This window comes from Paraburkholderia atlantica, from assembly GCF_000092885.1.
In the GTDB taxonomy this organism is placed as follows: domain Bacteria; phylum Pseudomonadota; class Gammaproteobacteria; order Burkholderiales; family Burkholderiaceae; genus Paraburkholderia; species Paraburkholderia atlantica.
On sequence record NC_014117.1, the window covers coordinates 2768248 to 2794476 of the forward strand.

Genomic DNA, 26229 nt, shown 5'->3' on the forward strand with positions numbered 1-26229 from the left:
GCAGCGGGTGGCCTTGCGTATCCGCCCGCCGCCGACTTCAATCCTCGCGCCGCGCCGTTAGCCTGCCTTGATCCGATGCGCGAACTTCCGGCGGAATTTCGCGACCTTCGGCGCTACCACGAACGAGCAGTAGCCCTGATTCGGATGCTGCGCGAAATAGTTCTGGTGGTAAGCCTCGGCGGGCCAGTAGTTGTCGCCGAGCGGCAGCACCTCGGTCACGATTTTGCCGTCGTAGATGCCCTGTTCGCCGATCTCGCGAATCGTCTGCAGCGCGGTTTCGCGTTGCGCATCGGATTGCGTGAAGATCACCGAGCGGTATTGCGTGCCGACGTCGTTGCCCTGCCGGTTCACCTGGGTCGGATCGTGGATCGCGAAGAAGATGTCGAGAATCTCGCGATAGCTGATCTTCGCCGGATCGAAGTCGACCTTGACCACTTCCGCGTGACCGGTGTCGCCGTCGCAGACCTGCTCGTAGCTCGGACGGCGCGTGTGACCGCCCGCATAACCCGACTCCACCGCATTGACGCCCTCGACGTCCAGATACACCGCTTCGAGGCACCAGAAACATCCACCGCCGAGCGTTGCCGTCTCGTTCATAAGCTTCACCCCAGGATCAGATTCAAACAATGATCGGCAGTCGGCCTGCGTAGCGCCGCCGGGTCTGCCACCGCATCCGAATGTATAGCCGAAAACGCGGACTAAAAGGCACAACCGATGCACCCGTCGCGCGGCGCCGCTTGCAACGCGTCGCGCATTTTCCACGCGAATCCCGCAGTGCAGATATCGAGTATAGAAAGGCCGTCGCGCGACGGGTGAATAACCATGCAGCACACCAGCAAGCGCCGCGCCCGCGCGATCGCCTGCTCAGCGAAGCGAATCGAAAAATGCGGCGAGACGATGCATGATGATCGGAGTATCCGGCGCGACACGCGGCGGCCAGTTCGTGCTCGACTGTGAGCGAGCTAGCGCCGGGACCACGCACCGTACGCAACCCCGTGCGGCGCGCGCGGCGATTACAGTTAAAATTGGCGGAAATCGATGATTTTCACCATGACTTTCGAAACATCCGCTGCCAACCGCGCATATCCGCGTTCTTATCCGCGCCTTGATTCGCGCATTAGTCCGTCTTTCACACGGCGCGCGCCGGGGACCCTGCCCCGATGAAAAGCGCAAGCCCACCCAACTTCGACCAGTCCGCGTTTAGACAGGCGCTCAGCCAGTTCGCGACCGGCGTCACCGTGATCACGACACGCGCCGCGTCCGGCCAGCTGATCGGCATCACGGCCAGCTCGTTCAACTCGGTGTCGCTCTCTCCGCCGCTCGTGCTGTGGAGTCTCGCGACGCGCTCGGCGTCGATGCCGGTGTTCCGCGCCAACAGTCACTACGTGATCAATGTACTGTCGTCGACGCAGCTCGATCTGTGCAAGCGCTTCGCGACCGTGAAGGGCGACCGCTTCGAGGGCGTATCGCACGCGGCGGGCGACACCGGCATGCCGGTGCTCGACGGCGCGCTTGCGTGGTTCGAATGTCATAACCGGAGCCGCTACGACGAGGGCGACCACGTGATTTTCGTCGGCGAAGTGGAGCGCTGCGGCGTGCACGAAAATGCCGCGGACATGCTGCCGCTGGTGTTCCAGAACGGACTGTTCCACGGCCTGAAGCCGCTTTGAGCGGCGCGGCGCTTCAGGGCGCCTGCAATGCCTGTCGGTAGGACGCACCGAAAACGGCGCGCCCCTCATCATCGTCAACGGTCGCTATGCGTGGCCCCGTGCCCGCTGTTCTTCTTCACGAGCGACACCGGCACGCCCGAATCTTCCTTCAGCGTTTCGAGCACGATGTTCGAGCGGATGTCCATCACGCCCGGCGCCTTGTACAGGCGGTTGAGCACGAAATCCGAATAGTGTTTGAGGTTGTGCGCGAGCACGCGCAGCAGGTAGTGGGTTTCGCCGGTCACGACGAACGCGCCGACCACTTCGGGCCAGTCGCGCAACGCTTCGGCAAAGCGCTCGTGCCAGTTCTGCTGGTCGTTGCGCATCGATACCTGCACGAACGCTTCCAGCTCGAACCCCAAAACTTCGCGGTTCAGACACGCGCGGTAGTGTTCGATGACGCCCTGCTCCTCCAGCAGACGCAGGCGTCGCAGACAGGCTGATGGCGACAGCGAGATGCGCTCCGCCAGGTCGAGATTGCTGATCCGTCCTTCCTGCTGAAGCACCGTCAAGATACGGCAATCGGTGGCGTCGAGCGAGATCGCGTTCATATTCGGTCTCCATTTCCGGTTTGGCTCAAATTATGTTCCAAGACACGGCTGGTTAGGAGATTTTTTCGCAATCACATTTCACGGCTTGACCTCTATCATTTAGAGATAGTCACCTTCCGTCGAAACCGTCATGCGAGCACTCTGGGACATCACCCCCGCCGTCGATCCCGCCACGCCCGTCTGGCCGGGCGACACGCCGGTCGGCATCGAGCGCGTCTGGCGCATGGAGGCTGGCTCGCCGGTCAATGTCGCGCGTTTGACGATCTCACCGCACACCGGCGCGCATACCGACGCGCCGCTTCACTACGACGCCGACGGCGCCGCGATCGGCGAGGTGCCGCTCGACGCGTATCTCGGTTTATGCAGAGTAATTGACTGTATCGGCGCGTCGCCTGTTGTGAGGCCACAACACCTGACCGGCTCGCTCGACGATCTGCCGCCGCGAGTCTTACTGCGCACTTACAGAAATGCGCCGACGCGCGAGTGGGATAGCGCGTTCTGCGCGGTCGCGCCCGAGACCGTCGATCTGCTCGCCGCGCGTGGCGTGAAGCTGATTGGCATCGATACGCCATCGCTCGATCCGCAGGAATCGAAGACGATGGACGCGCATCACCGCATTCGCGCGCACGGCATGGCGATTCTCGAAGGCATCGTGCTCGACGCGGTCGAAGCCGGTGACTACGAACTGATCGCGCTGCCGCTGAAGCTGACCACGCTCGACGCGAGCCCGGTGCGTGCAGTGCTGCGCGCACTACCCGGCTCGCGCCAAGCCACGCCCGCGGCGAGCTACTAACCCGACAACCCAACCCAGCGAACCACCATGAACCATCGTGACGAAGCCGTGGCGCTCGACAGCGCCGACCCGCTCGCAGCGCTGCGCGACCAGTTCGCGCTGTCGGCGACGACCATCTATCTCGACGGCAACTCGCTCGGCGTGCCGCCGGCCGCCGCCGCGCAGCGCGCGCAGACCGTGATCGCCGCCGAATGGGGCGAAGGGCTGATCCGCAGCTGGAACAACGCCTGCTGGTTCGCGCTGCCGCGCCGGCTCGGCAACAAGCTCGCGCCGTTGATCGGCGCAGCCGAAGACGAAGTCGTGATCACCGACACCATCTCGATCAACCTGTTCAAGCTGCTGTCGGCCGCGCTGCGGCTCGCCGATGCGCGCGAGCCGCAGCGTCGCGTGATCGTGTCCGAGCGCTCGAACTTCCCGAGCGATCTGTATATCGCACAGGGCTTGATCGAGCAGCTCGATCGCGGCTACGAGCTGCGCCTCGTCGACGATCCGTCCGAGCTGCCCGACGCGATCGGCGCGGACACCGCGATCGCGATGATCACGCACGTGAACTACCGCACCGGCTATATGCACGACATGGCCGCGCTGACGAAGCTGATTCACGACAGGGGCGCGCTCGCGCTATGGGATCTCGCGCATTCGGCGGGCGCGGTGCCGGTCGATCTGAACGGTGTCGGCGCCGACTACGCGGTCGGCTGCACCTACAAGTATCTGAACGGCGGCCCCGGCTCTCCCGCGTTCGTGTGGGTGCCCAAGCGTCACCAGAACGAGTTCGCGCAGCCGCTGTCGGGCTGGTGGGGGCATCGCGCGCCGTTCGAGATGAACCCGACGTATCAGCCCGACAACGGCGTAGGCCGCTTCCTGTGCGGCACGCAGCCGATGGTATCGATGGCGCTCGTCGAATGCGGGCTCGACGTGTTCCTGCAAACCAACATGCAGGCGGTTCGCGAGAAGTCGCTCGCGCTGACCGATCTGTTCATCGAACTGGTCGAGACGCGTTGCAGCGAATTTCCGCTGAAGCTCGTGACGCCGCGCGAGCATGCGCAGCGCGGCTCGCATGCGAGCTTCGAACATCCGCACGGCTACGAGGTGATGCAGGCGCTGATCGCGCGCAACGTGATCGGCGACTATCGCGAGCCGCAAGTGCTGCGCTTCGGCTTCACGCCGCTGTACACGCGCTTCGTCGACGTATGGGACGCCGTCGAAACCTTGCGCGACGTGCTCACCCGCCAGGCCTGGAAGGCTCCTGAATTCGCCCAGCGCGGCGCCGTTACCTGAGGACCGCACAATGACTGACCATATGCAAACGCCGGGCTTGCCAGAAGAAACGGCGGCGCAAGGCTGCCCGTTCGGGCATGGGCGGAGGGCTTCGACGACGGCCGCAAGCGCCACGAGCACGGCCGATAGCGGCTGGCACGATGCGCAGCTCGACTTCTCGGAGTCGATGAGCTACGGCGATTATCTGTCGCTCGGCACGGTGCTGGACGCGCAGCATCCGTTGTCGCCGGATCACAACGAGATGCTGTTCATCATCCAGCACCAGACGAGCGAGCTGTGGATGAAGCTCGCGCTGTACGAGCTGCGCGCGGCGCTCGCGGCCGTGCATCGCGACGAGCTGCCGCCCGCGTTCAAGATGCTCGCGCGCGTGTCGCGGATCATGGAGCAACTGGTGCAGGCGTGGAGCGTGCTCGCGACGATGACGCCGTCCGAATACACGGCGATGCGGCCGTACCTCGGCAGCTCGTCGGGCTTCCAGTCGTATCAGTATCGGCAGATCGAATTCCTGCTCGGCAACAAGAACGAGCAGATGCTGAAGCCGCACGCGCATCGCGCCGACGTGTACGACCAAGTGAAGGCATCGCTCGAAGCGCCCTCGTTCTACGACGAAGTGGTGCGGTTGCTCGCGCGTCGCGGTTTCAAGATTTCGCCGGCGCGGCTCGAACGTGATTGGACCAGGCCGACTGAACATGATGCGTCGGTGGAGGCCGCCTGGCTCGAGGTGTATCGCAATCCGTCAGAGCATTGGGAGCTGTACGAGATGGCGGAAGAACTGGTCGATCTCGAGGACGCGTTCCGCCAATGGCGCTTCCGTCATGTGACGACCGTCGAGCGCATCATCGGCTTCAAGCAGGGCACCGGCGGCACCAGCGGCGCGCCGTATCTGCGCAAGATGCTCGATGTCGTGCTGTTCCCCGAGCTTTGGCATGTGCGGACGGTGCTGTAACGGTTGGCGAGTGTAAGGCACCCGCGCATCGGGCTGCTGAAAATTCGGAGCCATCCGAATCTTGAGAGATGGTCAGCATGGCAGCATCGGAACCCCATAAAAAACATCAGAGGGTTTCGATATGCCCGGTGTCGATAACGCCGAAGGAGTGAAGGTTGTACTGAGTGCCCCGCAACTCGCGGCCGTGTTATCCCGCCAGTCGATCAGCCACACGGAGATGCTTTCCAACCGGCTTTGGGGCGGGTTACAGGTCGTCGGCGGCGTGCTGGAAATGGTCGGTGCGGGTGCGCTGTGCGTTTTGCCGGAGCCGACGATGGCGAGCAAAGCCGGGTGTGTCGTTTTCGGGGTACATGGCTCGGACTCGGCGGCGGCGGGCCTGCGGCAGGTCTGGACTGGTCGGGACACGGCCACGCTGACCCAGCGGGGCACGACGAAACTCGCTGAAGCGATGCAGGCGAGCCCCGACATCGCGAACAATATCGGCCTTTCCCTCGATATCGCTGTGCCGTTCGGCTTTGCTGGCTCGATCAGGGCGGCACGCGCTGCGCGCGTCACGATGGGCCGGATATACCTGAACATGCATGAGGCGAAGGCTGGCAGCCGGATTGGTGGACATACGCTGTTGAAACATGTCGGGAGAACTGAAGCGCAGTTGCGGGAGAGGCTCAGGCTGGAACCGGAAAGGAAAGTAGTTTCGTCTTTCGTAAATCTTGAAGAGGCGGAGTGGGCTATTTCGGAAACGATGCGCGCAAACGCCTCGCAGATTCAGGCATGGACAAAAGCACCAAACCGGGTTCTGACGCTGAGAAGGAACGTTGGAAGAAAAGTAGGTTACGCATTGGTCAGGAAGACCGACAGGTTGGTAGATAGCAGTAAAGTGGAGGTTGTCTTGAAGTACGGGACGTATAACGGGATGCCGTACTACATCCTCACGGCTATGCTCGATAATTGATTGGTGGGTATTGATGCATGAAATATTATGATCTGGGGCAATTGATCGGTGGCTACTTCAATGAAGATTTCGACTACTGGGGAAACACAATTGAAGAGTTGGTTCGGGCTTGTGCAAGCGGATGCACGCCAGAAATGATTAACGCGACGGTGGCCGACATAGACCGGTTCAAGAGCGATCATGCTGGAAATCTTGACGCCGCCTTCGAGCAGGAATTTGGCTACCAGTGCGATCCGACCGCGTGGGAGCAGACCACTGAGGCCTTCCTTGACAAGCTTAAGCGTCTTCTTCTGAGCGAGTAGCCCGCGTTTCCCCGCACCGGACGGCCACACACCGTCTGGTTCAGTGAATGATTTCGAGTGAACATCGATACATGAGATACGACAATCTGGATCAATTGATCGGTGTTTACTTCAATGAAGATTTCGACTACTGGGGAGACACAATCGAAAAGTTGGTTCGGGCTTGTGCAAGCCGATGCACGCCAGAAATGATTAACGCGAAGGTGGTCGACATTGACCGGTTCAAGAGAGATCACGCAGGAAATCTTGACGCTGCCTTTGAGGAAGAATTTGGCAGGCAGTTCGATCCGACGCTGTGGGGTCACACCGCCGAATCTTTTCTCGACAAGCTTAAGCGTCTTCTTCCGAGTGAGTAACCTGCGCCTCCTCTAGCGCGCGGTATAACCACCATCGATCGGCAAACACACCCCGCTAACCATCGACGCCGCGTCGCTCAACAGAAACAGAATCGGCGCGGCAACTTCAGCGGATTCGGCAAAGCGCCTGAGCGGAATCGCCTGCAACGCAGGATCACGTTTGACGGGATCGCTCCACGCCAGCACCGCCATCGGCGTCAGCGTGACCGTCGGGTTCACGCTATTCACCCGAATCCCGTGCGGCCCCAGCTCGATGCACAACGCGCGCGTAACCGCATCGAGCGCCGCCTTCGACGCCGAATAGCTCAGATGATCGTCGAGTGCGACGAGCGCGGCCTGGCTCGACACGTTGACGATGCTGCCCGCGCGCCCCGCGTCGAGCATGCCACGCGCGACGTGCTTCGCGACCAGCACCGCGCCGCGCGTATTCACCGCCATCACGCGATCGAAGCTCGCGGCCGTGGTATCCACCGCGCGTTCGAGCAACGCGATGCCCGCGCAATTGACGAGACCATCGAACGGTTCGAGCGACGCGAATGCTTCGTCGATCGCGGCTTCGTCGCTGACGTCGAGCTTCAACGGCTCGCAGCCGGTTTCCTCGGCGAGCCGCGCGAGCTCGTTCACGTTGCGCGCGGCCGCGACGACCGATGCGCCGCTCCCGCACAGCGCCTCGACCGTCGCGCGGCCGATGCCGCTGGAGGCGCCCGTCACCAGAATCGAGCGTCCGGAAAAATCGAAAGTAGCGTTCATGATGATTGCAAGCGATGCATGACCGGCTTCAACGCCGGATAGAGATCCACGTACACGCCGAAGCGCTGCTCGTATAACGTCATGCGCCGTGCGTCGGGCTGCGCGCGCTCGATCAGCGTGACCCAGCCGCCTTGCGCCGCTTCACGCGACACGAGACCGACGCCGACCGCGGCGAGCAACGCCGCGCCCATTGCCGCTTCGACGTCCTGCTCGATCGTGTAGACCGGATAGCCGGTGACATCGGCGATGATCTGCATCCACAGGTCCGAATGCGCGGCACCGCCTACGACGATCAGCTTGTCGTCGAGCGATTGCGCACCTTTGCGCCCGGCCTCGATGTTGTGCTTCAGCGCGAACGACACCCCTTCGAGCACCGCGCGATACAGATGCGCGCGCGTATGAAACAGCGACAACCCGACGAACGCGCCACTCGCCTTCGCATCCCACACCGGACTGCGCTCGCCCATCAGATACGGCAGAAACAGCACGCCGTCGGCGCCGGCCGGCACTTGCGCGGCCGCTTCTTCGAGCAACCGATGCGGATCGCCATGCGGTGTCGCGCGCGCGGCCTCGATCTCCGCGTGACAGAACTGCTCGCGATACCAGCTGACCGATGCGCCCGCGGTAATCGCGCCGCCGAACACGTAGATGTCGTGCTGCCCGTTGAAAACATGCGGCATGCTGATCAAACCGTGCCGCGCGTCGACGCGCTGATTGATGTAGCCCCAGCACATGCTCGTGCCGATCATCGCGACGTGCTGTCCCGCCCGTGTGACACCGGCCGCGAACGTCGCCATCGCCGCATCGACGCCGCCCGCGACGATCGCAGTCCCCGCGTCGAGCCCGAGCTGCGCGGTCCATTGCGACAACAAGCCGCCCACCACCTCCGACGAGTCCACAAGCCGCTCCGGCATCATCGTCGCGGGAATGCCGAGCATGTCGAGCGCTTCGTCCGACCAGTCGCGCCGCGCGATATCGTAGACGCCGCCGATATTGCCGGCCGAACTATGATCGACGGCGACCTCGCCGGTCAGCATGTAGATCACATACGCGTTCGGCGGCAGGAAATAGCGCGTATGCGCCCACACGTCCGGTTCGTTCTCACGCAGCCACAACATCTTCGTGTAGCCGTAGTAGCTGTCCACTCCGTTGCCGGTGATCGAATGGAGCCGTTGGACATCGACGTTCTCGCGCACCCAGTCCACTTGGGCGGTCGCGCGCCGGTCCATCCAGATCAGGCACGGCGCGAGCGGCCGCATGTCGGTGTCGACCGGAATGCCCGAGCCGCCGTACAGGCTGCTCACGCACAGCGCCTTGATCGCACCCGGCCCGATACCGGCCGCCTTCGCCTCGCCGACGCACGCGGCCACGCATTCGACCACGGCCTTCAGCCACACCGCGGGCCACTGCTCGGCCCACAACGGCTTCGGCGTGTCGGGTTGATAGCTCGACGCATGCTGCGCGACGATCGCGCCGTGCTCATCGACCAGCAGCGCCTTCGTGCTCTGCGTGCCGATATCGACGCCGATGACGTAGTTCATAGAGTCTCCGTTGAAACGCCGCACACTAGATTCATGCGCGCGGCTTCATCAGCACCTTGATCGAGTCGAGCGAGTTCGCGATCCTGATCGCTTCGTCCCATTCTTCCAACGAAAAGCCGTGCGTGACGATGCCCTTCGACGTGACGAGTCCGCGCGCGAGTAGATCGATCGCGATCGGATAGCAATAGGGACCGAGATGCGCGCCGCGCACGTCGAGTTCCTTGCGATCGCCGATCACCGACCAGTCGAGCGTCGTGTCCGCGCCGAATACCGAGAATTCGACGAAGCGCCCGAGCTTGCGGATCAGGTCCATCCCCTGATTCACGCCGATCGGTGCGCCCGTCGTTTCAATATAGACGTCACAGCCGTAGCCGTCGGTCAGTGAACGAATGATCGCGAGCGCATCGTCCTTCTGAGGATTGATCGTCACGTCCGCGCCGTATTCGCGCGCGAGTGCGAGCCGTTCTTCGACGAGATCGATCACGACGAGCTTCTTCGGCGTCTTCAGATGCGCGACCTGCGTCATCATCAGACCGAGCGGCCCCGCGCCCGCGATCACGACGACGTCGTCAAGTTGCAGATCGCCGCGATTGACCGTGTGAATCGCGCACGCGAGCGGCTCGATGATCGCGGCGTCTTCGAGCGAGATGCCATCGGGAATCTTGTGGACGATCGCGGTCGGCGGAATACGCATGTACTCGGCCATGCCGCCGTCCGCGACTTCACGCTGAAAGCCGAAGATGTTGTGCACTTCGCACATCCAGTACTGGCCGGATTTGCAGTAGCGGCACTTGCCGCACGGCACGATCTGCTCGGCGATCACGCGCTCGCCCTTTTGCACGCCGAAGTGCTCGGCCGCACCCTCGCCCAGTTCCTCGACATAGCCGAAGAACTCGTGGCCCGGAATCACCGGCGCCTTGACCCACGGGCTCGGGCCGCCCCAGAACATCTTCGCGCCCGAATGACATTTGCAGTCGCTCGCGCAGATGCCGCACGCGGCGATGCGGATCACCAGTTCATGCGCGCGGGCGCGTGGCTTCTGTACCTGCTCGACGCGATAGTCTTTCGGTGCGTGACAGACGATGGCGGTCATGTTCTGCTGGTCGGATTGAGTCGTCATTGCGTGGTCCTGCGATTAAGAGGGATGTGGGAAAGAGTGAGCGTCACTTTCTGCGGTCGCGGCTGATATAGATCGCGAGCAGAATGATTCCGCCTTTGATCACGTTCTGCACGTATGGATTGACGCCGACCATGTTCAGGCCGTTATTCAGCACACCGAGCAACAGCGCCCCGATCAGCGTGCCGATGATCGAACCGCGTCCACCGGAGATCGACGTGCCGCCCATCACGACGGCGGCGATCGCATCGAGTTCGAAACCGACGCCCGCGTTCGGCTGGCCGCTCATCAGACGCGCGGTCAGCACGATCGCGGCAAACGCGGACGTCAAGCCGGCGATCGTGTAGACGATCAGCTTCACGCGCGCGACACGCACGCCGGATAAGCGCGTCGCCTGCTCGTTGCCGCCGATCGCATACACGTAGCGGCCGAACGGCATTCGTTCGAGCAGCACCCACGCGATCACATAGATCACCGCCATGATCACGACCGGCGCCTGGATGCCGAGTATCTTGCCGCTGCCGAAGAAGCTGACCCAGTCGGGCAGACCGTCGATCGGATAGCCGCCCGTGTAGATCAGCGCGAGACCGCGCGCGATACCCATCGTCGCGAGCGTGACGATGATCGGCGGCATGCCGGCGAACGCGACGAAAAAGCCGTTGGCCGCGCCGAAGCCGAGACCGACCGCGAGGCCGACCGCAAGCGCTGCCACCGCATTCATGCCGGCGACCATCAGCCCGGCCGACAGCGTGCCCGCGAGCGCCATCACCGAGCCGACCGACAGATCGATGCCGCCCGTCAGGATCACGCAGGTCATGCCGACCGCGATGATCGCGTTGATCGACACCTGGCGCAGCACGTTCTCGATGTTCGCGGCCGATAGAAAGCTGTCGCTCGCGAACACCATCACGATGCAGACCATCAGCAGGCCGATAAATGGATAGAACAGCGTCGAGCGTTTCAGCGCGGCCCACGTGAAGCGCACCGGTGCGCCCGGCGTATCGCTGCTGACGGTCGAGGTTTTCGGCGAAGAGGAAGGATTAGGCATGTTCATGAGAAGCTCCAAGCGAACCGGCGGTCGCATAGGTCATCACGGCGTTCGATTCGATCGCGTCGCCTTCGAGCAGCGCTTCGATGCGGCCCTGCCGGAACACGGCGACGCGGTCACACATGCCGACGATCTCCGGCAACTCGGACGAGATCATGATGATCGAGTAGCCGCGCGCGGTCAGTTCGCGCATCAGCAGATAGATTTCAGCCTTCGCGCCGACGTCGATGCCGCGTGTCGGTTCGTCGAAGATCAGGATGTTGGTGTGGTGATTGAGCCAGCGCGCGATCACGACCTTCTGCTGATTGCCGCCCGACAGCGTCGCCACTTCGGTGTGCATCGTCGGCGCCTTCACGCCGACGCGCTTCATGATGTCGGCGGTCGCGCGCGCCTCGCTGCGCTGGTCGATGAAGAATCGCAGCGAGCGGTACTTGCCGAGGTTGTTGATCGAGATGTTCTGCTTGATCGAGAAGTCGGTAATGAGCCCTTCGGTCTTGCGGCTCTCGGGCAGAATGCCGACGCCCGCGCGCAACGCATCGGCCGGATCGGCGAGCTTCGCCGCTGCGCCGTTGACGCGAATCTCCTTCGCGTACGCACGGTCCGCGCCGATCACCGCGAGCGCGGTTTCCGTGCGCCCCGAACCGACGAGTCCCGCGAAGCCGAGAATCTCGCCTTCGCGCAGCGTGAAGCTCAACTCGGGGCTGTCTTTGAACAACTGCAAGCGCACGACGTCGAGCACGACCTTGGCGTCGGCGCGCGGCGCCGGCTTCGGCGGAAAGCTGCTTTCGATGCGGCGTCCCACCATCATCTGCACGAGCCGGCTCACGTCGGATTGCGCGACCTCGGTCATGCCGACGTACTGGCCGTCGCGCAGCACCGTGATGCGGTCGCACACCTCGAAAATCTCTTCGAGATGGTGCGAGATAAAGATCATCGCGACGCCCTGCTGCTTCAACTCGCGCATGATCGTGAACAGATGCGCGGCTTCGGCCGGTGTCAGCGTCGCGGTCGGCTCGTCGAGAATCAGCACGCGCGCATCGAGCGACAGCGCCTTGCCGATTTCGACGAACTGCTGCTGCGCAACGGAGAGCTCCCGGATCGGCACCGACAGATCGATCTCGACGCCGAGCCGCTGAAAAATCACGGCCGCCGCGCGCCGCATCCTGCCGCGTTCGAGCAGGCCGAAGCGATTGCGCATTTCACGGCCGAGAAAGATGTTCTCCACCGCGTTCAGATACGGAATCAGGCTGAACTCCTGAAACACGATCCCGACACCCGCAGCCACCGCGTCGTGATAGTTCGCGAAGTGGCGTTGCTCGCCGTCGAGCGTGATCGTGCCTTCGTCCGGCTGATAGATGCCGCACAGAATTTTCATCAGCGTCGACTTGCCCGCGCCGTTCTCGCCGAGCAGCGCGTGAATCTCGCCGCGCGCGATCTCGAGGTGAATGCCTTGCAGCGCCTTCACACCGGGAAAGCTCTTGCTGATGTTGTCGAGCTTCAGAATCGTGTCCATCGCGTGTTCCTCTGCCGCGCACCGCCGCGCGTGATCGTCACGCGCGGCGGCCTGCGTTTGCATTACCAGCTGAAGCCGTTCGCGTTGCTCTTGTCGATCATTTTCACGTCGACCGGAATCGCTTTCGGCACATTGGCGCCCCACTTCTTCGCGAGCGCGATGCCGAGCGCGATGCGCACCTGGTCGGCCGGGAATTGCGCCGACGTCTCGACGAATTTCGAATTCGGCTTCTGGATCGCGGCGATCGCTTCAGGCGCGCCATCGACGCTCGTCAGCTTGATGTCCTTGCCCGACGATTCGATCGCCGACAGCGCACCCATCGAGCCGCCGTCGTTGACGCTGAACACGCCCTTCAGATTCGGATGCGCCTGGATCATGTTCTCGGTGACGGACAACGCGGTCGCGCGCTCCTGCTTGCCGTTCTGCGTATCGACGAGCTTCACGCCCGGCGACTTCGCCAGCGCAGCCTTGCAGCCGCGCACGCGTTCGAGAATCGGCACGACCGGAATACCGTCGAGAATCGCCACTTCGCCGCTGCCGCCGATCGACTTCGCGAGGTAGTCGCAGGCCATCACGCCCGCGTCGTAGTTCTTCGAGCCGACGAACGAATCGACCGGACCGTTCGCGTTCGCATCGACCGCGACGACGACGACGCCCGCTTTCTTCGCCGACGTGACCGCCGACTGGATGCCGGTCGAGTCGGTCGGATTGACGAGCAGGATGTCGATCTTCTTTTGCAGCATGTCTTCGACATCGCTGACCTGCTTGCTGACGTCGTGATGCGCGTCGGTGACGACGACCGTCGCGCCGGTCGACGCAGCCGCGTCGTTCAGCGCTTTCTGCATCGTCACGAAGTACGGATTGTTCAGTTCCTGGAACGTCATGCCGATTTTCAGCGGCGCGGCCTGCGCGGTCTGCGCGGCGGACATCGCGACGAGCGACAAACCGAACGTGAGCGCGGCAACGCGGCGCGCGAACATCATCGAAGGGTTGAGCGAAAGAGTAGACGGCTTCATGGTTGTCTCCATTTTTTGAAGTGAGCACGCTCCCTCGCGCTGTGGGTACACAGCGCGATCGATGCGTGTTGAAACGCGAGTGGACTAAAACAGCGGACAACGGGCGGGCACTATGTGACCGGATACGCGACGCCGCTACGCGGCAAGCCCGGCGCGAGCACGATCGCCGGCGCATTGTCGATGCCCCGGCCATGCGCGGCCGCCTGCTCGGAAGCGTCGCGGCTCGCATCGTTCAATTGCTGATAACGGCGGAACGTCGATGGCGCCATGCCTTTCATTGCAAGAAACTGCCGGTTGAAATTCGACAGATTGTTGAAGCCCGCCTTGAAGCAGATGTCGGTCACGCTCAGTTCGCCATCGGTCAGCAACTGGCATGCGAGATTGATACGCATGCGATTCACGTACTGCACGAACGGCAGGCCGGTATGACGGCGGAAATAGCGCGAAAACGCGCTGACGCTCTGGCCGGCGAGTTGCGCAAGCTCCGACTCGCGCAACTCGTTCGAGAGGTTCTTGCCGATATACGCGAGCACATGATTGATACGGGTCGCCGCGAAGCTGGTCGGATCGGCCTGATACGCGGGACTCGCGAGCGTGTCGCGATCCGGCGCGTTCATCAGGATCTCCAGCATCGACATGAATAGCACGAGCCGGCGCAGCCCGCGCGCCGCGAGCAGTTCGAGAAAGAGCGGCTTGATCTGCGCCGAAGTCTCCAGACCAAACGACAGGCCGCGACGCGCATCGGCGAGCAGCGCCTCCACCTGACGCCATTCCGGAAAACTCTCGAGACAGTTGGATACGAACTCCTGGCCGAACTGCACGACCAGATTGCGCTGCGCGACGCTCTCGCCTTCGGGCACGTCGCTGACCCAGTTGTGCGGCAAGTTCGGCCCCATCAGCACGAGATTGCCGGGCGCGAAGCTGCCGATGTGATCGCCGACGAACATCTTGCCGGTCGTCGCGACGATCAGATGGATCTCGTACTCCGGATGAAAGTGCCAGCGCACCGTGCGATACGGATAGCCATGCGACCACACTTTGAACGACTCGTCGTGACGTACGGCCACGATTTCGAGATCAGGTTGCACTGTCTGCCTCCATGAAGCGGCACGGGTGAGGCGCCGCCGATCTTGATCTTGTAAAGCGAAAAGTAACCGCCAAACGCGTTGGCGGCCACTTAAAAAGAAACCGCGGACCGATACTTTTTTGCATTCGGGTTAGCCCCAACGGCGCGCGAAGTCAAATTTGATGCAATGCAATATGCCTGACGCAGCGCGTTTTCCGCCCTCGGATGCTCGTCGTTGCCGCCCGTGCATCCCGCATGCCGCGCTGCGCCATCAAAACCCCGCCCCGTTGCCTTGACTTTCGTTTCGCCGGGTACGATCATTCGCTCACATACAGAGCAAATGCTCTGCACGCACAAAACGCGCGCCACGAGCGCCGTTGACGTTTGCAACTACGTTGCATATGGGACCAGAGCAAGCGCTGAAGCGCTAACGCTGGCCGACACTGGAGACACGACATGAACAGCGGGCAAGGCAGCGGCGCGGCCGCACACGTAATCCTGCATATCGGCGCGGGATCGTTTCATCGCGCGCATCAGGCGTGGTATCTGCACCGGCTGAACGAAGCGGGCGCGGCCAGCGATCCGCACTGGTCGCTGACCGTCGGCAATATTCGCGGCGACATGAACCCGGTGCTCGAAGCACTCGCCGCGCAGAACGGCGTCTACACGCTCGAAACGGTCACGCCGCAAGGCCAGCGCGCTTACGAGAGGATCCACTCGATCGAACGCGTGCTGCCGTGGAGCGAAAGCCTCGACGGGCTGATCGAAGCGGGCTCCGATCCGGCCTGCAAGATCATCGCGTTCACCGTGACCGAAGGCGGCTATTACCTCGACGAACACGACCGGCTCGACACCGCGAATCCCGATCTCGCCGCCGACCTCGCCGGCGGCCACAAGACGATCTACGGCGCGCTCGCGGCGATTCTCGACGCACGCGTGAAACGGAGTGCGGGACCCGTCACCTTGCAGACCTGTGACAACCTGCGCAGCAACGGCGAGCGCTTTCATGCGGGCATGAGCGAGTTTCTCGAACGACGCGGCGCGAACGAACTGGCGCAATGGTTCGACGACAACACCTCGTGCCCGTGCTCGATGGTCGATCGCATCACGCCGCGTCCGACGCCCGACGTGCGCGAGCGCGTGAAGGCCGCGACCGGCGTCGACGACGCGAGCCCGGTGATGGGCGAGGCGTTCATCCAGTGGGTGATCGAAGACCGCTTCATCGCGGGACGGCCGGCCTGGGAGAAGGTCGGCGCGGAACTCGTCGATTCTGTGCTGCCGTACGAGGAAGCGAAGATCCGCATCCTCAACGCGACGCATAGCTGCATCGCTTGGGCGGGTACGCTGATCGGCCTGAACTACATCCACGAAGGCACGCTCGACGCCGACATCCGCCAGTTCGCGTACGACTACGTGACCGAGGACGTGATCCCGTGTCTGACTCCGAGCCCGCTCGATCTCGAACGCTATCGTGACGTCGTGCTCGAGCGCTTCAGCAATCCGCATATTCTCGACACGAACCAGCGCGTCGCCGCCGATGGCTTCTCGAAGCTGCCCGGCTTCATCGCGCCGACACTCGCCGAATGTTTCGAGCGCGGCGTCACGCCTGCGGCGACCGCGATGCTGCCCGCGTTGTTCTTCCGGTTTCTGGAACGCTGGCATTCGGGCAAGCTGCCCTACGCGTACCAGGACGGCGTGATGGACGAGCGCGTCGCGCACGGCTTTTTCACCGCACCCGATCCGCTGCGCGCGTTCGCAGCCGACCGGCTGCTGTGGGGCGGCATGGCGCAGACGCCCGAGCTCGAAGCGGCGCTCGCGGGCGCGCTCGCGCGTGTCGACGCATGGCTCGCGAAACGCGGCGCGGCTTGACGAGCCAGGCTTAATGCGCATGACAGCGCGCGCGATGTGCGGATACAGTAGCGCATCCCCAACGACGAAGGTTTCGCTCCCATGTACCTAGGTATCGACCTCGGCACGTCCGAAGTGAAAGTTTTGCTGCTCGCCCCCGATGGCCGCGTGATCGGCACCGCAGGCTCGCCGTTCACCGTTTCGCGTCCGCACCAGCGCTGGGCCGAGCAGAATCCCGAAGACTGGTGGGCGGGCACACGCACCGCGCTCGCCGCGTTGCGCGCGCGTCATCCCGACGAGTTCGCGCAAATTCGCGGCATCGGCCTTTCAGGGCAGATGCACGGCGCCGTGCTGCTCGACGCGGAGAACCGCGTGCTGCGGCCCGCGATCCTGTGGAACGACATGCGCAGCGACAAGGAATGCGCGGAGCTGACCGAGCGCGCGCCGGATCTGCACAGCGTCGCCGGCAATCTGGCGATGCCCGGTTTTACCGCGCCGAAGCTGCTGTGGGTCGCGCGTCACGAGCCGGAAATTTTCGCCAGGACTGCCTGCGTGCTGCTGCCGAAAGACTATCTGCGTCTGCAACTGACGGGCGGCAAGGTGTCCGATCCGTCGGACGCGGCCGGCACGCTGTGGCTCGACGTCGCGAAACGCGATTGGTCGGATTCGCTGCTCGCTGCCTGCAACATGAAGCGCGCGCAGATGCCTGTGCTGCGCGAAGGCAGCGCGCCGGCCGGCGCGCTGCTGCCGGAACTCGCACGCGAATTCGGCCTGCGCGACGACGTGATCGTCGCGGCCGGCGGCGGCGACAATGCGACCAGCGCGATCGGCATCGGCGCAACGCAGCCGGGCGACGGCTTCGTGTCGCTGGGCACGTCGGGCGTGCTCTGCGTGGTCGGCGACAGCTTCCGGCCGAACCCGGCCTCCGCCGTGCACGCGTTCTGTCATGCAATCCCGGACCGCTGGCATCAGATGAGCGTGGTGCTGTCGGCGGCGAGCTGTTTGCGCTGGGTCTGCAAGCTCACGTCGACCGACGAGCCGACGCTGCTCGCCGAAATCGAGGCGCTGCCCGCCGAAGCCTTGACCAGCGCGCCGCTCTTTTTGCCGTATCTGTCGGGCGAGCGCACGCCGCACAACGACCCCTACGCGCAAGGCGTGTTCTTCGGCATGACTCACGCGACCGACCGCGCGCTGCTCGGCTACGCGGTGCTCGAAGGCGTGACGCTCGCGCTGACCGACGGCCTCGACGCGCTGCGCGCGGCCGGCACCGAAGCGAAGGTGCTGTCGCTGCTCGGCGGCGGCGCACGCAGCGATTACTGGGCCCAGTTGCTCGCCGATGCGCTCGACACCGTCACCGTCAAGCATGGCGGCGGCGAGACCGGCGCGGCGCTCGGCGCGGCGCGTCTCGGCTGGCTCGCGGCAGGCGGCGAGCCGGCCACCGTGCTGACCAAGCCGCCCGTCGAAAAGGAGTTCACGCCGAATCCGCGCCGCCACGCGGAATTGCGCACGCGCCTCGAAGCGTACCGCGCGCTGTATCGCCACGTACGGCCGCTGTTCGATCCCGCCCGCGCCCCGCTCGCCTGAGCGACATCCGCGGCCGGCCTGCGCGACAGACGCGCCGCCGGTCGCTATCATCGGCACACTTCAAGCGAAATCTCATCGTGCCCAGGTCCACAGAAAAACTCGATCTCGCCACGCGCGCCGCGTGGCTCTACTACGTCGCGGGCAACACCCAGAACGAAATCGCCGAGAAGCTGCAGGTGTCGCGGCCGGTCGCGCAGCGGCTCGTCGCATTCGCGGTCGAAAAGAACCTGATCCGCGTGCGGGTCGATCACAAGCTCGCCGATTGTCTGTCGCTCGCCGATCAGTTGTCGAAGCGCTACGGCCTCAGCATGTGCGAGGTCGTGCCGATCGACGGCGATACCTCCGAGGAACTCGACCGCAAGCTCGCGGTGGCCGGCGCGCAGGTGATGGAGCGTTATCTGACCGCGGAAAAGCCGATGGTCGTCGCGGTCAGCAGTGGCCGCACGCTGAAGGCCGCGGTCGATCAGATCGCGCAGCTAGACCGTCCGCAGCACCGGTTGGTATCGATGGTCGGCGCGATCGCGCAGGACGGCTCCTCGAACCGCTACGACGTCGCACTGCACATTTCTGAAAAGACCGGTGGCAAGTATTTTCTGTTGCCGGCTCCGCTGCTCGCCGACAGTGAGGCCGAGCGCGCGCAGTGGTGCAATCACCGGCTTTATCGGATCGTGGAGTCGCTGTCCGCGCAGGCGGATGTGGCATTCGTCGGCATCGGCAACATCGGCATGACCTGTCCGTTGCACGAGGACGGTTTCATCACGGAAGGCGAGGTGAAGGAGCTGATGCACAACGGCGCGGTCGCCGAAATGCTGGGCCTGCCGATCGATGCGGCCGGCGCGTCCGTCGAATCGCCGACCGGCCGGCGCGTGACGAGCATCGCGCTCGACGCGCCGCCGCGCCGGCCGACTATTGGGTTTGCGGGCGGACAGCGCAAGCGTGAGGCGTTGATCGCGGTGCTCAAGGGTGGGTGGTTGTCGGGGCTGGTGACCGATGAGTTGTGTGCGCGGGCGGCGTTGGAGGCGTGAAAAAGCGCCCGCAAAAAAGGCGGGCGCGATCGGTGTGTAGACGCGCCGGAAATTGACGCACTCGGGGGCCTTACTCGCTCAGGAGCTGCTTCAACTCCTCAAGAAACGAGGCGGTCACTCATCAGATCAATCTTCGTCCTCAAACCAGATACAAAAATATTGCCCATCTCCACTACTTATAAGAACACCCGAGTCGAATGTTGAGTCCGTAAAACCATTCCACGAATCTGATGATGGCGATTCCTTGTTTGAAAAGTATTTGCTGTCCTTTGACTCATTTTCCGCAATTATTTCTTCAGCCAGCTCTTCCGCTTTACCCTGTCCATGCGTTCACAATCATAAGCCTGTTCTTTCCACAGCAGGTTCGTCAGAATAGCAATTGCCCCGGCTCTGTCCAAGGTCACTAGCATCGCCTGATCCTGACTCAGGCCGAACTTGGACAGTACCAGGGGCAGGTCATTTGAATAGTCCAGAACATTGGAAACTCTAACCATCGTTGGACCTCTCGCCGCAAGGATGTCCGCAATTAAACTCATTTTTACGCTCAAGGTATAGCCAACATTTTTCCCGACGTCTTTTTTTAAAGCCAAATCTCTTGACGGTGAAGCAGCCCACGATCTGATCGCAATGGCGTTCGCCCGCATCGTCTCCGATATGGCCCATTCCGCCGCAGCAATATTCGCAAATGACGAGACCCGGTCCCGCCACGGTTCCTTCAACAATCTCTCCGACAATTGTGCCTCAGTGCGTCAGACATGCTTCAAAAGCGTATGTCCGCCAAGTCCGCTGCCTGCCTTCGCTTCATGCATCTGCAACCTGATCCGGCCCAGTGTGATCGCCGACGCCCGCACAGCCTTGATCGAAGCCGCCATGCCTGCCGACACGGCGATGTCGAGCGAAATGCCGATATTGTTGGCCAAGTCGGGACTGGCCTTCATTGTTTCCGCCAGCTTCGCCGTACCGCGTTGAGTGAGCGTGGCGGTATCTCGCCCGGTCCAGACCTGTCGCAGACCTGTTGCGACGGTATCCGAGCCATGCGCGCCAAACACGATGCACCCGGCCTTGCTTGCCATCGTTGGCTCTGGCAGCACGCATAACGCGCCCGCCCCTACCATTTCCAATACCCCACCGACAACCTGCAAACCGCCCCATAACCGGTTAGACAGCATCTCAGTCTGGCTAATCGACTGACGGGCCAGAACGGCGGCCAGTTGCGGGACACTCAGTACGACGCGAACGCCGTCTGATTCATTCATCTGTGACATGCAAAGAGTCCTCTCCATTCATCTCGGACTCCCAAGCTAACCGGTAGATTCACGGTCCGTCTATGGGCGATGGATGATTCGGAGAAGAAGGCGCTGTTCGGCGGCCAAAACCGGGCCGCGGCAGCTGCTATCGCTGATCGACAGTCAGCCTGCGCGGCGGCACAACATCAGTTAATTCCAATGTGACAAAACAAGGATGCGCGAGCGTGCACGGAAAGGCGCGGCTCATGCTTATAGCGCACGCCGACCGTCGCAATCGCGAAAAACGGCGCCCACGCGCCGATTTTCCGTTGCTCAAGCCGCCAACACCTCAACAATCTTGCGTTGAAACGCCTTCCCGTCGCTATCGAACAGATGGCAATGCTCCGGCGTCGCCCCAAGCTTCTGCGTATTGCCCTTCACATGCCTCTCGAGCGGCGGAATCCGCGCGATCAAACCGTCCGGCGCGACGCTCGACTCCGCGTACAGATACGCGGCGTCGCCGAGCGATTCGACCGTCATCGTGCGTGCCTCGATACCGTCCTCGGTCGCGCTGACGTGCAGGTGCTCGGGGCGGATGCCGACCGTCACCTTGTCGCCCTGCTTCGCCGCGCCGGGCTCGACCGACACGCGCTGCGTCTCGCCGGTCTCGTAACGCACCGTGACGCCGTCGCGCGACACCGACTGCACGACGCCTTCCATGAAGTTCATCTTCGGCGAGCCGATGAAGCCAGCGACAAAGCGGTTCGCGGGCGCGTGATACAGCATCGTCGGGCTGCCGACCTGCTCCAGATTGCCCGCCGACAGCACGACGATCTTGTCGGCCAAAGTCATCGCCTCGACCTGGTCGTGCGTCACGTAAATCATCGTCGTCTTCAGCTCATCGTGCAGGCGCGCGAACTCGAGACGCATCTTCACGCGCAGCGCGGCGTCGAGATTCGACAGCGGCTCGTCGAACAGGAACACCTTCGGCTTGCGCGTGATCGCGCGGCCGATCGCGACGCGCTGCCGCTGCCCGCCCGACAACTGCTTAGGCTTGCGATCGAGCAGATGGTCGATATGCAGAATCTTCGCCGCGTTGCGCACGGCCGCGTCGATCTCCGGCTTCTTCGCGCCGGCGAGCTTCAGGCCGAACGCCATGTTGTCGTACAGCGTCATGTGCGGATACAGCGCGTACGACTGGAACACCATCGCGATGCCGCGCTTGGCCGGCGGCACGTCGTTCATGCGCACCGCGTCGATGTTCAGATCGCCGCCCGTGATGTCCTCGAGGCCCGCGATCATCCGCATCAGGGTCGATTTGCCGCAACCGCTCGGTCCGACGAATACGACGAACTCGCCATCGGCGATGTCGAGATTGATGTCGCGCATCACTTCGTTGTCGTCGTAGGCCTTTCTGATGTTGCGCAAGGTTACGCTTGCCATGATGTGTCTCCGTGTAATGCTGTTCGATGCTGCTCGTTACTTCATTCTGCTACCTGATGCCGTGTCGTGTCGCGTTCGTTCGCGCTCTCATCGCGCCGCGGCCGTCGCGGACAGTGTCCATTGCGCGACGAGGTCGGGCAACTGCCGCATGTCGTCGAACACGTGACGCGCGCCCGCCGCGCGCAGACGGTCGATCTGCGCATCGCTCGCATGACCGCCGCCGATGAACCCCAGCACCGCCATGCCCGCCGTGGCCGCCGCCGTGACACCCGTCACGCTGTCCTCGACGACGAGGCACGCGGCGGGCGCAATCCCGAAGCCTTGCGCCGCCGCCAGATAGACGTCCGGTGCGGGCTTCGGATTCGGCACCGCGTCGGCGCAGAACAGCCGTTCGCCGAAGAAACGCTTCAGGCCCGTGCGCGCCAGCACCGTCTCGACGTACGGCCGGAAGCTATTGCTCGCGCAGCCTTTGACGAGCGGCACCTGGGTCAGCGCCATCTCGATGCCGTCGACCGCGGGCGCCTCGATCGCCGCCGCTTCGACCGCGCGGCGGATCGCGTCGATATCGTCGACGCCGAGTTGCTGCCCGAGCTGCGTCGCGGTGTCCTGCAACACGCGCTCGATGCGCAGCCCGAGCAGCGGCAGCACGACCGGCTCGACATCGACGCTGGGCCAGCGCGCCTCGAGTTCTCGCACCAGCATCCGCGCAGCCACCGCTTCGCTGTCGATCAGCACGCCGTCGCAATCGCAGATCAACGCATATCGCGCGATGCCCGGACCCGCCGTCGGGTCCGCCATCACTTGACCGCCCCGAACGTGAGGCCGCGTACCAGCTGCTTCTGCGACAGCCAGCCGACGATCAGGATCGGCGCGACCGCCAGCAAAGAAGCAGCCGACAACTTCGCCCAGAACAACCCTTCAGGACTCGAATACGATGCGATGAACACGGTCAGCGGCGCGGCGTTCGAGCTCGACAGGTTGATGCTCCAGAACGCCTCGTTCCACGCCAGGATCACGAGCAGCAGCGCGGTCGACGCGAGTCCGGGCAGCGCCATCGGCATCAGCAGATAGACGATCTCCTGCCATGTCGCCGCGCCGTCGATACGCCCGGCTTCGAGAATGTCGCGCGGAATCTCGGCGAAGTACGTGAACGCCATCCAGACCGCGATTGGCAGATTGATCAGCGTGTAGACGATGATCAGGCCCGACACCGTATCGAGCAGGCCGCTGTTTTTCCACAGCAGATAGATCGGCACCAGCACGCCGACCGACGGCATCATCTTCGTCGACAGCATCCACAACAGCACTTTCTGCGTGCGGTGCGTCGGGAAGAACGCCATCGCGTATGCACACGGCACCGCGAGAATCAGGCACAGCAGCGTGACGCCGACCGAGATCAACACCGAGTTCCACGCGAATGCGAAGTAGTTGCTGCGTGCGAACACCTCGCGGAAGCTGTCGAGCGTCGGCATGAAAAACAGCGACGACGCGTAGGCCTGCTGCTCGGTCTTGAACGCGGTGATCGTCATCCAGAAGATCGGGAAGAACAGCAGCAACGCGACGAGCCACGCGATGACGCCGGGAATACCGCGGCGAATCGTGTCGAACGGCGATTTGGTCGGCACCGCGACGGGTTGCGTCGTCGATGCCGCAGTGGAGGCAACGTGGCTCATTTTTCGTACTCCCCTTTCAGGTTCTTCGCGAGCATCCGCACGAGGAAGAACGACACGATGTTGGCCAGCACGACCGCGAGAATACCGCCCGCCGATGCGAGACCGACGTCGAACTGTTGCAGGCCGAGCGAGAAGATCAGGTACGACAGCGTGGTGGTCGCGTTGCCGGGACCGCCGCCCGTGGTCGTGTAGATCTCGGCGAAGATCGACAGCAGGAAAATCGTCTCCATCATCACGACCACCGCTATCGCGCGTCTCAGGTGCGGCAGCGTGATGTAGAAGAACATCGAGAACGGACCCGCGCCGTCGATCTTCGCGGCTTCCTTCTGCTCCTGGTCGAGCGACTGGATCGCCGTGAACAGGATCAGGAACGCGAACGGCAGCCACTGCCACGCGACGATCATGATCACCGCGGTCAGCGGATAGTCGGCGAACCAGTCGATCGGCTGCATGCCGAGCCCGCGCATGCCCTGCGCGACGAGGCCATACACCGGGTGCAGGATCATGTTCTTCCAGATCAGCGCGCTGACGGTGGGCATCACGAAGAACGGTCCGATCGCGAGCAGGCGCGCGATGCCCTGTCCGTAGAACTTGCGATCGAACAGGATCGCCATCAGCACCCCGCCGACCACGGTGATCACGAGCACCCATACGATCAGCTCGATCGTGTGCGCAATCGACGGGCCGAACGACGGATCGGTGGCGAGATAGCGGTAGTTGTCGAAACCGGCGAACCCGCGCAGATCAGGATTCAGCAGGTTGTAGTGCGAGAACGAGAACCAGATCGTCATCGCGAGCGGAATGACCATCCACAGCACGAGAACGCTGACCGACGGCGCCACGAGCCAGCGGGCCGAATTGGCCTTACGCTCCTCGCGTTCTTTTTCTGTCTGGGGATGAGCGTGCATCAGAGGTAGGCGCAAAGGACGCATGATGGACCACCTGTTCGGTAATGCGCGGAGCGTTCGCCCGAGCCGCGTGCGTGCGACGGGGCGTGCCGTGCTGAATCGCGCACGGCACGCGCCGCATCGCTTACGGCGCAGACCAACGGCCGCCCTGCTTCACGAGCCGCATCGGTCGATGCGGCGGGCCTGCCGGGTCACTTCTGCGGAGTCACTGCTCGCAGTTACTTCTGGTAACCCGCCTGCTTGACCGCGCGATCCGCAGCCGCGTTGCCGGCCGCGAGCGCCTGGTCGACCGTCATCTGACCTGCGATCGCGCCGGAGATGCTCTGCCCGACCACCGTGCCAAACGACTGGAACTCAGGAATTCCGACGAACTGCACACCGGTGTACGGGACCGGCTTCGAGGTCGGATGATCCGGGTCGGCGGTCTGGATCGCCTTCAGCACGAAGTCGCCGAACGGCGCGGCCTGCTTGTACTCGGGGCGCGCATAGGTGGACTGGCGCGTGCCCGGGGGCACCGAGGCCCAGCCTTCGTCCTTCGCGACCATTTCAATGTACTCCTTCGAGGTCGCCCACTCGATGAACTTCTTCGCCGAATCGGCCTGCTTCGACGACTTCGGAATCGCCAACGCCCACGCCCACAGCCAGTGCGAGCCCTTCGGCGTGACCGCGACCGGCGCCGCGGCGAAGCCGACCTTGTCGGCGATCTGCGACTGCTGCTTGTTGTACAGCATGCCGGCCGCGACCGTCGCGTCGATCCACATCGCGCACTTGCCGGACGACATCAGCGTCAGGTTTTCATTGAAGCCGTTCGAGCTCGCTCCCGGAGGGCCGTCCTTCTTCAGCAGATCGACGTAGAACGTCATCGCCTTCTTCCATTCCGGCGAGGTCAGCTGCGCGTTCCACTTCTCGTCGAACCAGCGGCCGCCGAACGTGTTCACGACCGTCGTGCCGTACGCCATGTTCTCGCCCCAGCCCGCCTTGCCGCGCAGGCAGATGCCGTATTGCTCCTTGGACTTGTCGGTGAGCTTGTCGGCGAATTGCGCGATCTGGTCATAGGTCGGCTGGTCGGGCATCTTCAGGCCTGCCTTGTCGAACAGATCCTTGCGGTAATAGGTCATCGAGCTTTCGACGTAGAACGGTAGCGCGTACAGCTGGCCGTTCGCGGACAGGCCGTCGCGCGCCGTCTTGACGACGTCGTTCAGGTCGTAGTTCGCGGGCAGGTTCGTGATCGGCGCGAGCCAGCCGCGCTTGCCCCATTGCGGCGTTTCGTATGCGCCGATCGTCATCACGTCGAACTGGCCGCTGCCGGTCGTGATGTCGGTCGTCGCGCGCTGGCGCAGCACGTTTTCCTCGAGGATCACCCAGTTCAGCTTGATGTCCGGATTCGCTTTTTCGAACGCCGGCGACAGCTTCTTCAGCTCGATCATGTCCGGATTGTTCAGCGTCGCGATCGTCACCGTCGCCGCCGATGCGCTCAGCGCGAAACAGGTGGCCGCGCCGGCACCGGCCGCCTTCAGCGCGAATTTGAAAGCTGGTTTCATGGTTGTCTCCTTTCTCATACGTTATGTGATGCTGCGTTCGTTT

At 63.2% G+C, this 26229-nt stretch carries 24 protein-coding genes and 1 pseudogene; 10 read left to right on the top strand and 15 right to left on the bottom strand.

The features are described from left to right. Positions 1–57: 57 nt before the first annotated feature. Entirely contained in the window at positions 58–597 is a 540-nt protein-coding gene (msrA, locus tag BC1002_RS12405; RefSeq protein ID WP_013090373.1) for a peptide-methionine (S)-S-oxide reductase MsrA, read from the bottom strand. A 563-nt stretch (positions 598–1160) separates the two neighbouring features. On the opposite strand from msrA, the gene BC1002_RS12410 reads away from it, so the two are divergent. Further along, positions 1161–1670 (top strand): flavin reductase family protein, encoded by a 510-nt coding sequence (locus tag BC1002_RS12410; RefSeq protein ID WP_013090374.1) that lies wholly within the window; start codon positions 1161–1163, stop codon positions 1668–1670. A gap of 74 nt (positions 1671–1744) precedes the next feature. Here BC1002_RS12410 and BC1002_RS12415 read toward each other — a convergent pair whose 3' ends face one another. Next, on the bottom strand, positions 1745–2260 hold the full coding sequence (locus BC1002_RS12415; protein WP_013090375.1) for an Lrp/AsnC family transcriptional regulator: 516 nt from the start codon (positions 2258–2260) through the stop codon (positions 1745–1747). 130 nt (positions 2261–2390) lie between these two features. Between BC1002_RS12415 and kynB the strand changes: the two genes are divergently transcribed. The 6 genes from kynB to BC1002_RS12445 all read left to right on the top strand — a co-directional run bounded on the left by kynB (position 2391) and on the right by BC1002_RS12445 (position 6887). Continuing rightward, complete coding sequence (kynB, locus tag BC1002_RS12420; protein ID WP_013090376.1) at positions 2391–3053, top strand: arylformamidase; 663 nt, start codon at positions 2391–2393, stop codon at positions 3051–3053. Between the two features lie 27 nt (positions 3054–3080). Then, the gene (gene kynU / locus BC1002_RS12425; RefSeq protein WP_013090377.1) at positions 3081–4331 is read left to right on the top strand and encodes a kynureninase; all 1251 of its coding nucleotides are present in this window, start codon (positions 3081–3083) and stop codon (positions 4329–4331) included. Between the two features lie 10 nt (positions 4332–4341). Further along, positions 4342–5277: a tryptophan 2,3-dioxygenase gene (gene kynA / locus BC1002_RS12430; protein WP_013090378.1), complete on the top strand. Its 936-nt coding sequence runs from the start codon at positions 4342–4344 to the stop codon at positions 5275–5277. Between the two features lie 121 nt (positions 5278–5398). Then, positions 5399–6229 (top strand): RNase A-like domain-containing protein, encoded by an 831-nt coding sequence (locus BC1002_RS12435; RefSeq protein ID WP_013090379.1) that lies wholly within the window; start codon positions 5399–5401, stop codon positions 6227–6229. A 17-nt stretch (positions 6230–6246) separates the two neighbouring features. Further along, entirely contained in the window at positions 6247–6531 is a 285-nt protein-coding gene (locus tag BC1002_RS12440) for a contact-dependent growth inhibition system immunity protein (protein WP_013090380.1), read from the top strand. 71 nt (positions 6532–6602) lie between these two features. Then, positions 6603–6887: a contact-dependent growth inhibition system immunity protein gene (locus tag BC1002_RS12445; protein ID WP_013090381.1), complete on the top strand. Its 285-nt coding sequence runs from the start codon at positions 6603–6605 to the stop codon at positions 6885–6887. A gap of 12 nt (positions 6888–6899) precedes the next feature. Here BC1002_RS12445 and BC1002_RS12450 read toward each other — a convergent pair whose 3' ends face one another. From BC1002_RS12450 to BC1002_RS12480, 7 genes are all read right to left on the bottom strand, one after another. Next, positions 6900–7637 (bottom strand): SDR family oxidoreductase, encoded by a 738-nt coding sequence (locus tag BC1002_RS12450; RefSeq protein WP_013090382.1) that lies wholly within the window; start codon positions 7635–7637, stop codon positions 6900–6902. Next, the gene (locus BC1002_RS12455; protein ID WP_013090383.1) at positions 7634–9178 is read right to left on the bottom strand and encodes an FGGY-family carbohydrate kinase; all 1545 of its coding nucleotides are present in this window, start codon (positions 9176–9178) and stop codon (positions 7634–7636) included. The genes BC1002_RS12450 and BC1002_RS12455 overlap by 4 nt, the downstream gene beginning before the upstream one ends. Positions 9179–9209: 31 nt before the next feature. Then, positions 9210–10298 (bottom strand): erythritol/L-threitol dehydrogenase, encoded by a 1089-nt coding sequence (locus BC1002_RS12460; protein WP_013090384.1) that lies wholly within the window; start codon positions 10296–10298, stop codon positions 9210–9212. A gap of 43 nt (positions 10299–10341) precedes the next feature. After that, positions 10342–11349, bottom strand: a complete 1008-nt coding sequence (locus BC1002_RS12465; RefSeq protein WP_013090385.1) for an ABC transporter permease — start codon at positions 11347–11349, stop codon at positions 10342–10344. After that, positions 11336–12856: a sugar ABC transporter ATP-binding protein gene (locus tag BC1002_RS12470; RefSeq protein ID WP_013090386.1), complete on the bottom strand. Its 1521-nt coding sequence runs from the start codon at positions 12854–12856 to the stop codon at positions 11336–11338. The genes BC1002_RS12465 and BC1002_RS12470 overlap by 14 nt, the downstream gene beginning before the upstream one ends. A gap of 62 nt (positions 12857–12918) precedes the next feature. Then, on the bottom strand, positions 12919–13872 hold the full coding sequence (locus tag BC1002_RS12475; RefSeq protein WP_013090387.1) for a substrate-binding domain-containing protein: 954 nt from the start codon (positions 13870–13872) through the stop codon (positions 12919–12921). Between the two features lie 110 nt (positions 13873–13982). Continuing rightward, positions 13983–14960, bottom strand: a complete 978-nt coding sequence (locus BC1002_RS12480; RefSeq protein ID WP_013090388.1) for an AraC family transcriptional regulator — start codon at positions 14958–14960, stop codon at positions 13983–13985. 434 nt (positions 14961–15394) lie between these two features. Here BC1002_RS12480 and dalD point away from each other — a divergent pair, with 434 nt between their 5' ends. From dalD to BC1002_RS12495, 3 genes are all read left to right on the top strand, one after another. Beyond that, a complete protein-coding gene (gene dalD / locus BC1002_RS12485; RefSeq protein WP_013090389.1) occupies positions 15395–16807 on the top strand; it encodes a D-arabinitol 4-dehydrogenase in 1413 nt (470 codons plus the stop codon). An 81-nt stretch (positions 16808–16888) separates the two neighbouring features. Beyond that, complete coding sequence (gene xylB, locus BC1002_RS12490) at positions 16889–18370, top strand: xylulokinase (RefSeq protein WP_013090390.1); 1482 nt, start codon at positions 16889–16891, stop codon at positions 18368–18370. A 77-nt stretch (positions 18371–18447) separates the two neighbouring features. Then, positions 18448–19395 (top strand): sugar-binding transcriptional regulator, encoded by a 948-nt coding sequence (locus tag BC1002_RS12495; protein ID WP_013090391.1) that lies wholly within the window; start codon positions 18448–18450, stop codon positions 19393–19395. Between the two features lie 542 nt (positions 19396–19937). Here BC1002_RS12495 and BC1002_RS12500 read toward each other — a convergent pair. The 6 genes and pseudogenes from BC1002_RS12500 to BC1002_RS12525 form a co-directional block, all read right to left on the bottom strand. Further along, a pseudogene (locus BC1002_RS12500) lies at positions 19938–20660 on the bottom strand (RNase A-like domain-containing protein); the annotation flags it as partial. Positions 20661–20954: 294 nt separating this feature from the next. After that, the gene (locus tag BC1002_RS12505; RefSeq protein ID WP_013090392.1) at positions 20955–22064 is read right to left on the bottom strand and encodes an ABC transporter ATP-binding protein; all 1110 of its coding nucleotides are present in this window, start codon (positions 22062–22064) and stop codon (positions 20955–20957) included. 87 nt (positions 22065–22151) lie between these two features. Further along, positions 22152–22862 carry an HAD family hydrolase gene (locus BC1002_RS12510; RefSeq protein ID WP_013090393.1) on the bottom strand — a complete coding sequence of 237 codons (711 nt, stop codon included), beginning with the start codon at positions 22860–22862 and terminating at the stop codon, positions 22152–22154. Beyond that, positions 22862–23737, bottom strand: a complete 876-nt coding sequence (locus tag BC1002_RS12515) for a carbohydrate ABC transporter permease (protein ID WP_013090394.1) — start codon at positions 23735–23737, stop codon at positions 22862–22864. Before BC1002_RS12515 ends, BC1002_RS12510 begins: the two co-directional genes overlap by 1 nt. Continuing rightward, positions 23734–24669 (bottom strand): carbohydrate ABC transporter permease, encoded by a 936-nt coding sequence (locus BC1002_RS12520; protein WP_013090395.1) that lies wholly within the window; start codon positions 24667–24669, stop codon positions 23734–23736. Before BC1002_RS12520 ends, BC1002_RS12515 begins: the two co-directional genes overlap by 4 nt. Positions 24670–24863: 194 nt before the next feature. Next, a complete protein-coding gene (locus tag BC1002_RS12525; RefSeq protein WP_013090396.1) occupies positions 24864–26186 on the bottom strand; it encodes an ABC transporter substrate-binding protein in 1323 nt (440 codons plus the stop codon). Positions 26187–26229 lie beyond the last annotated feature (43 nt).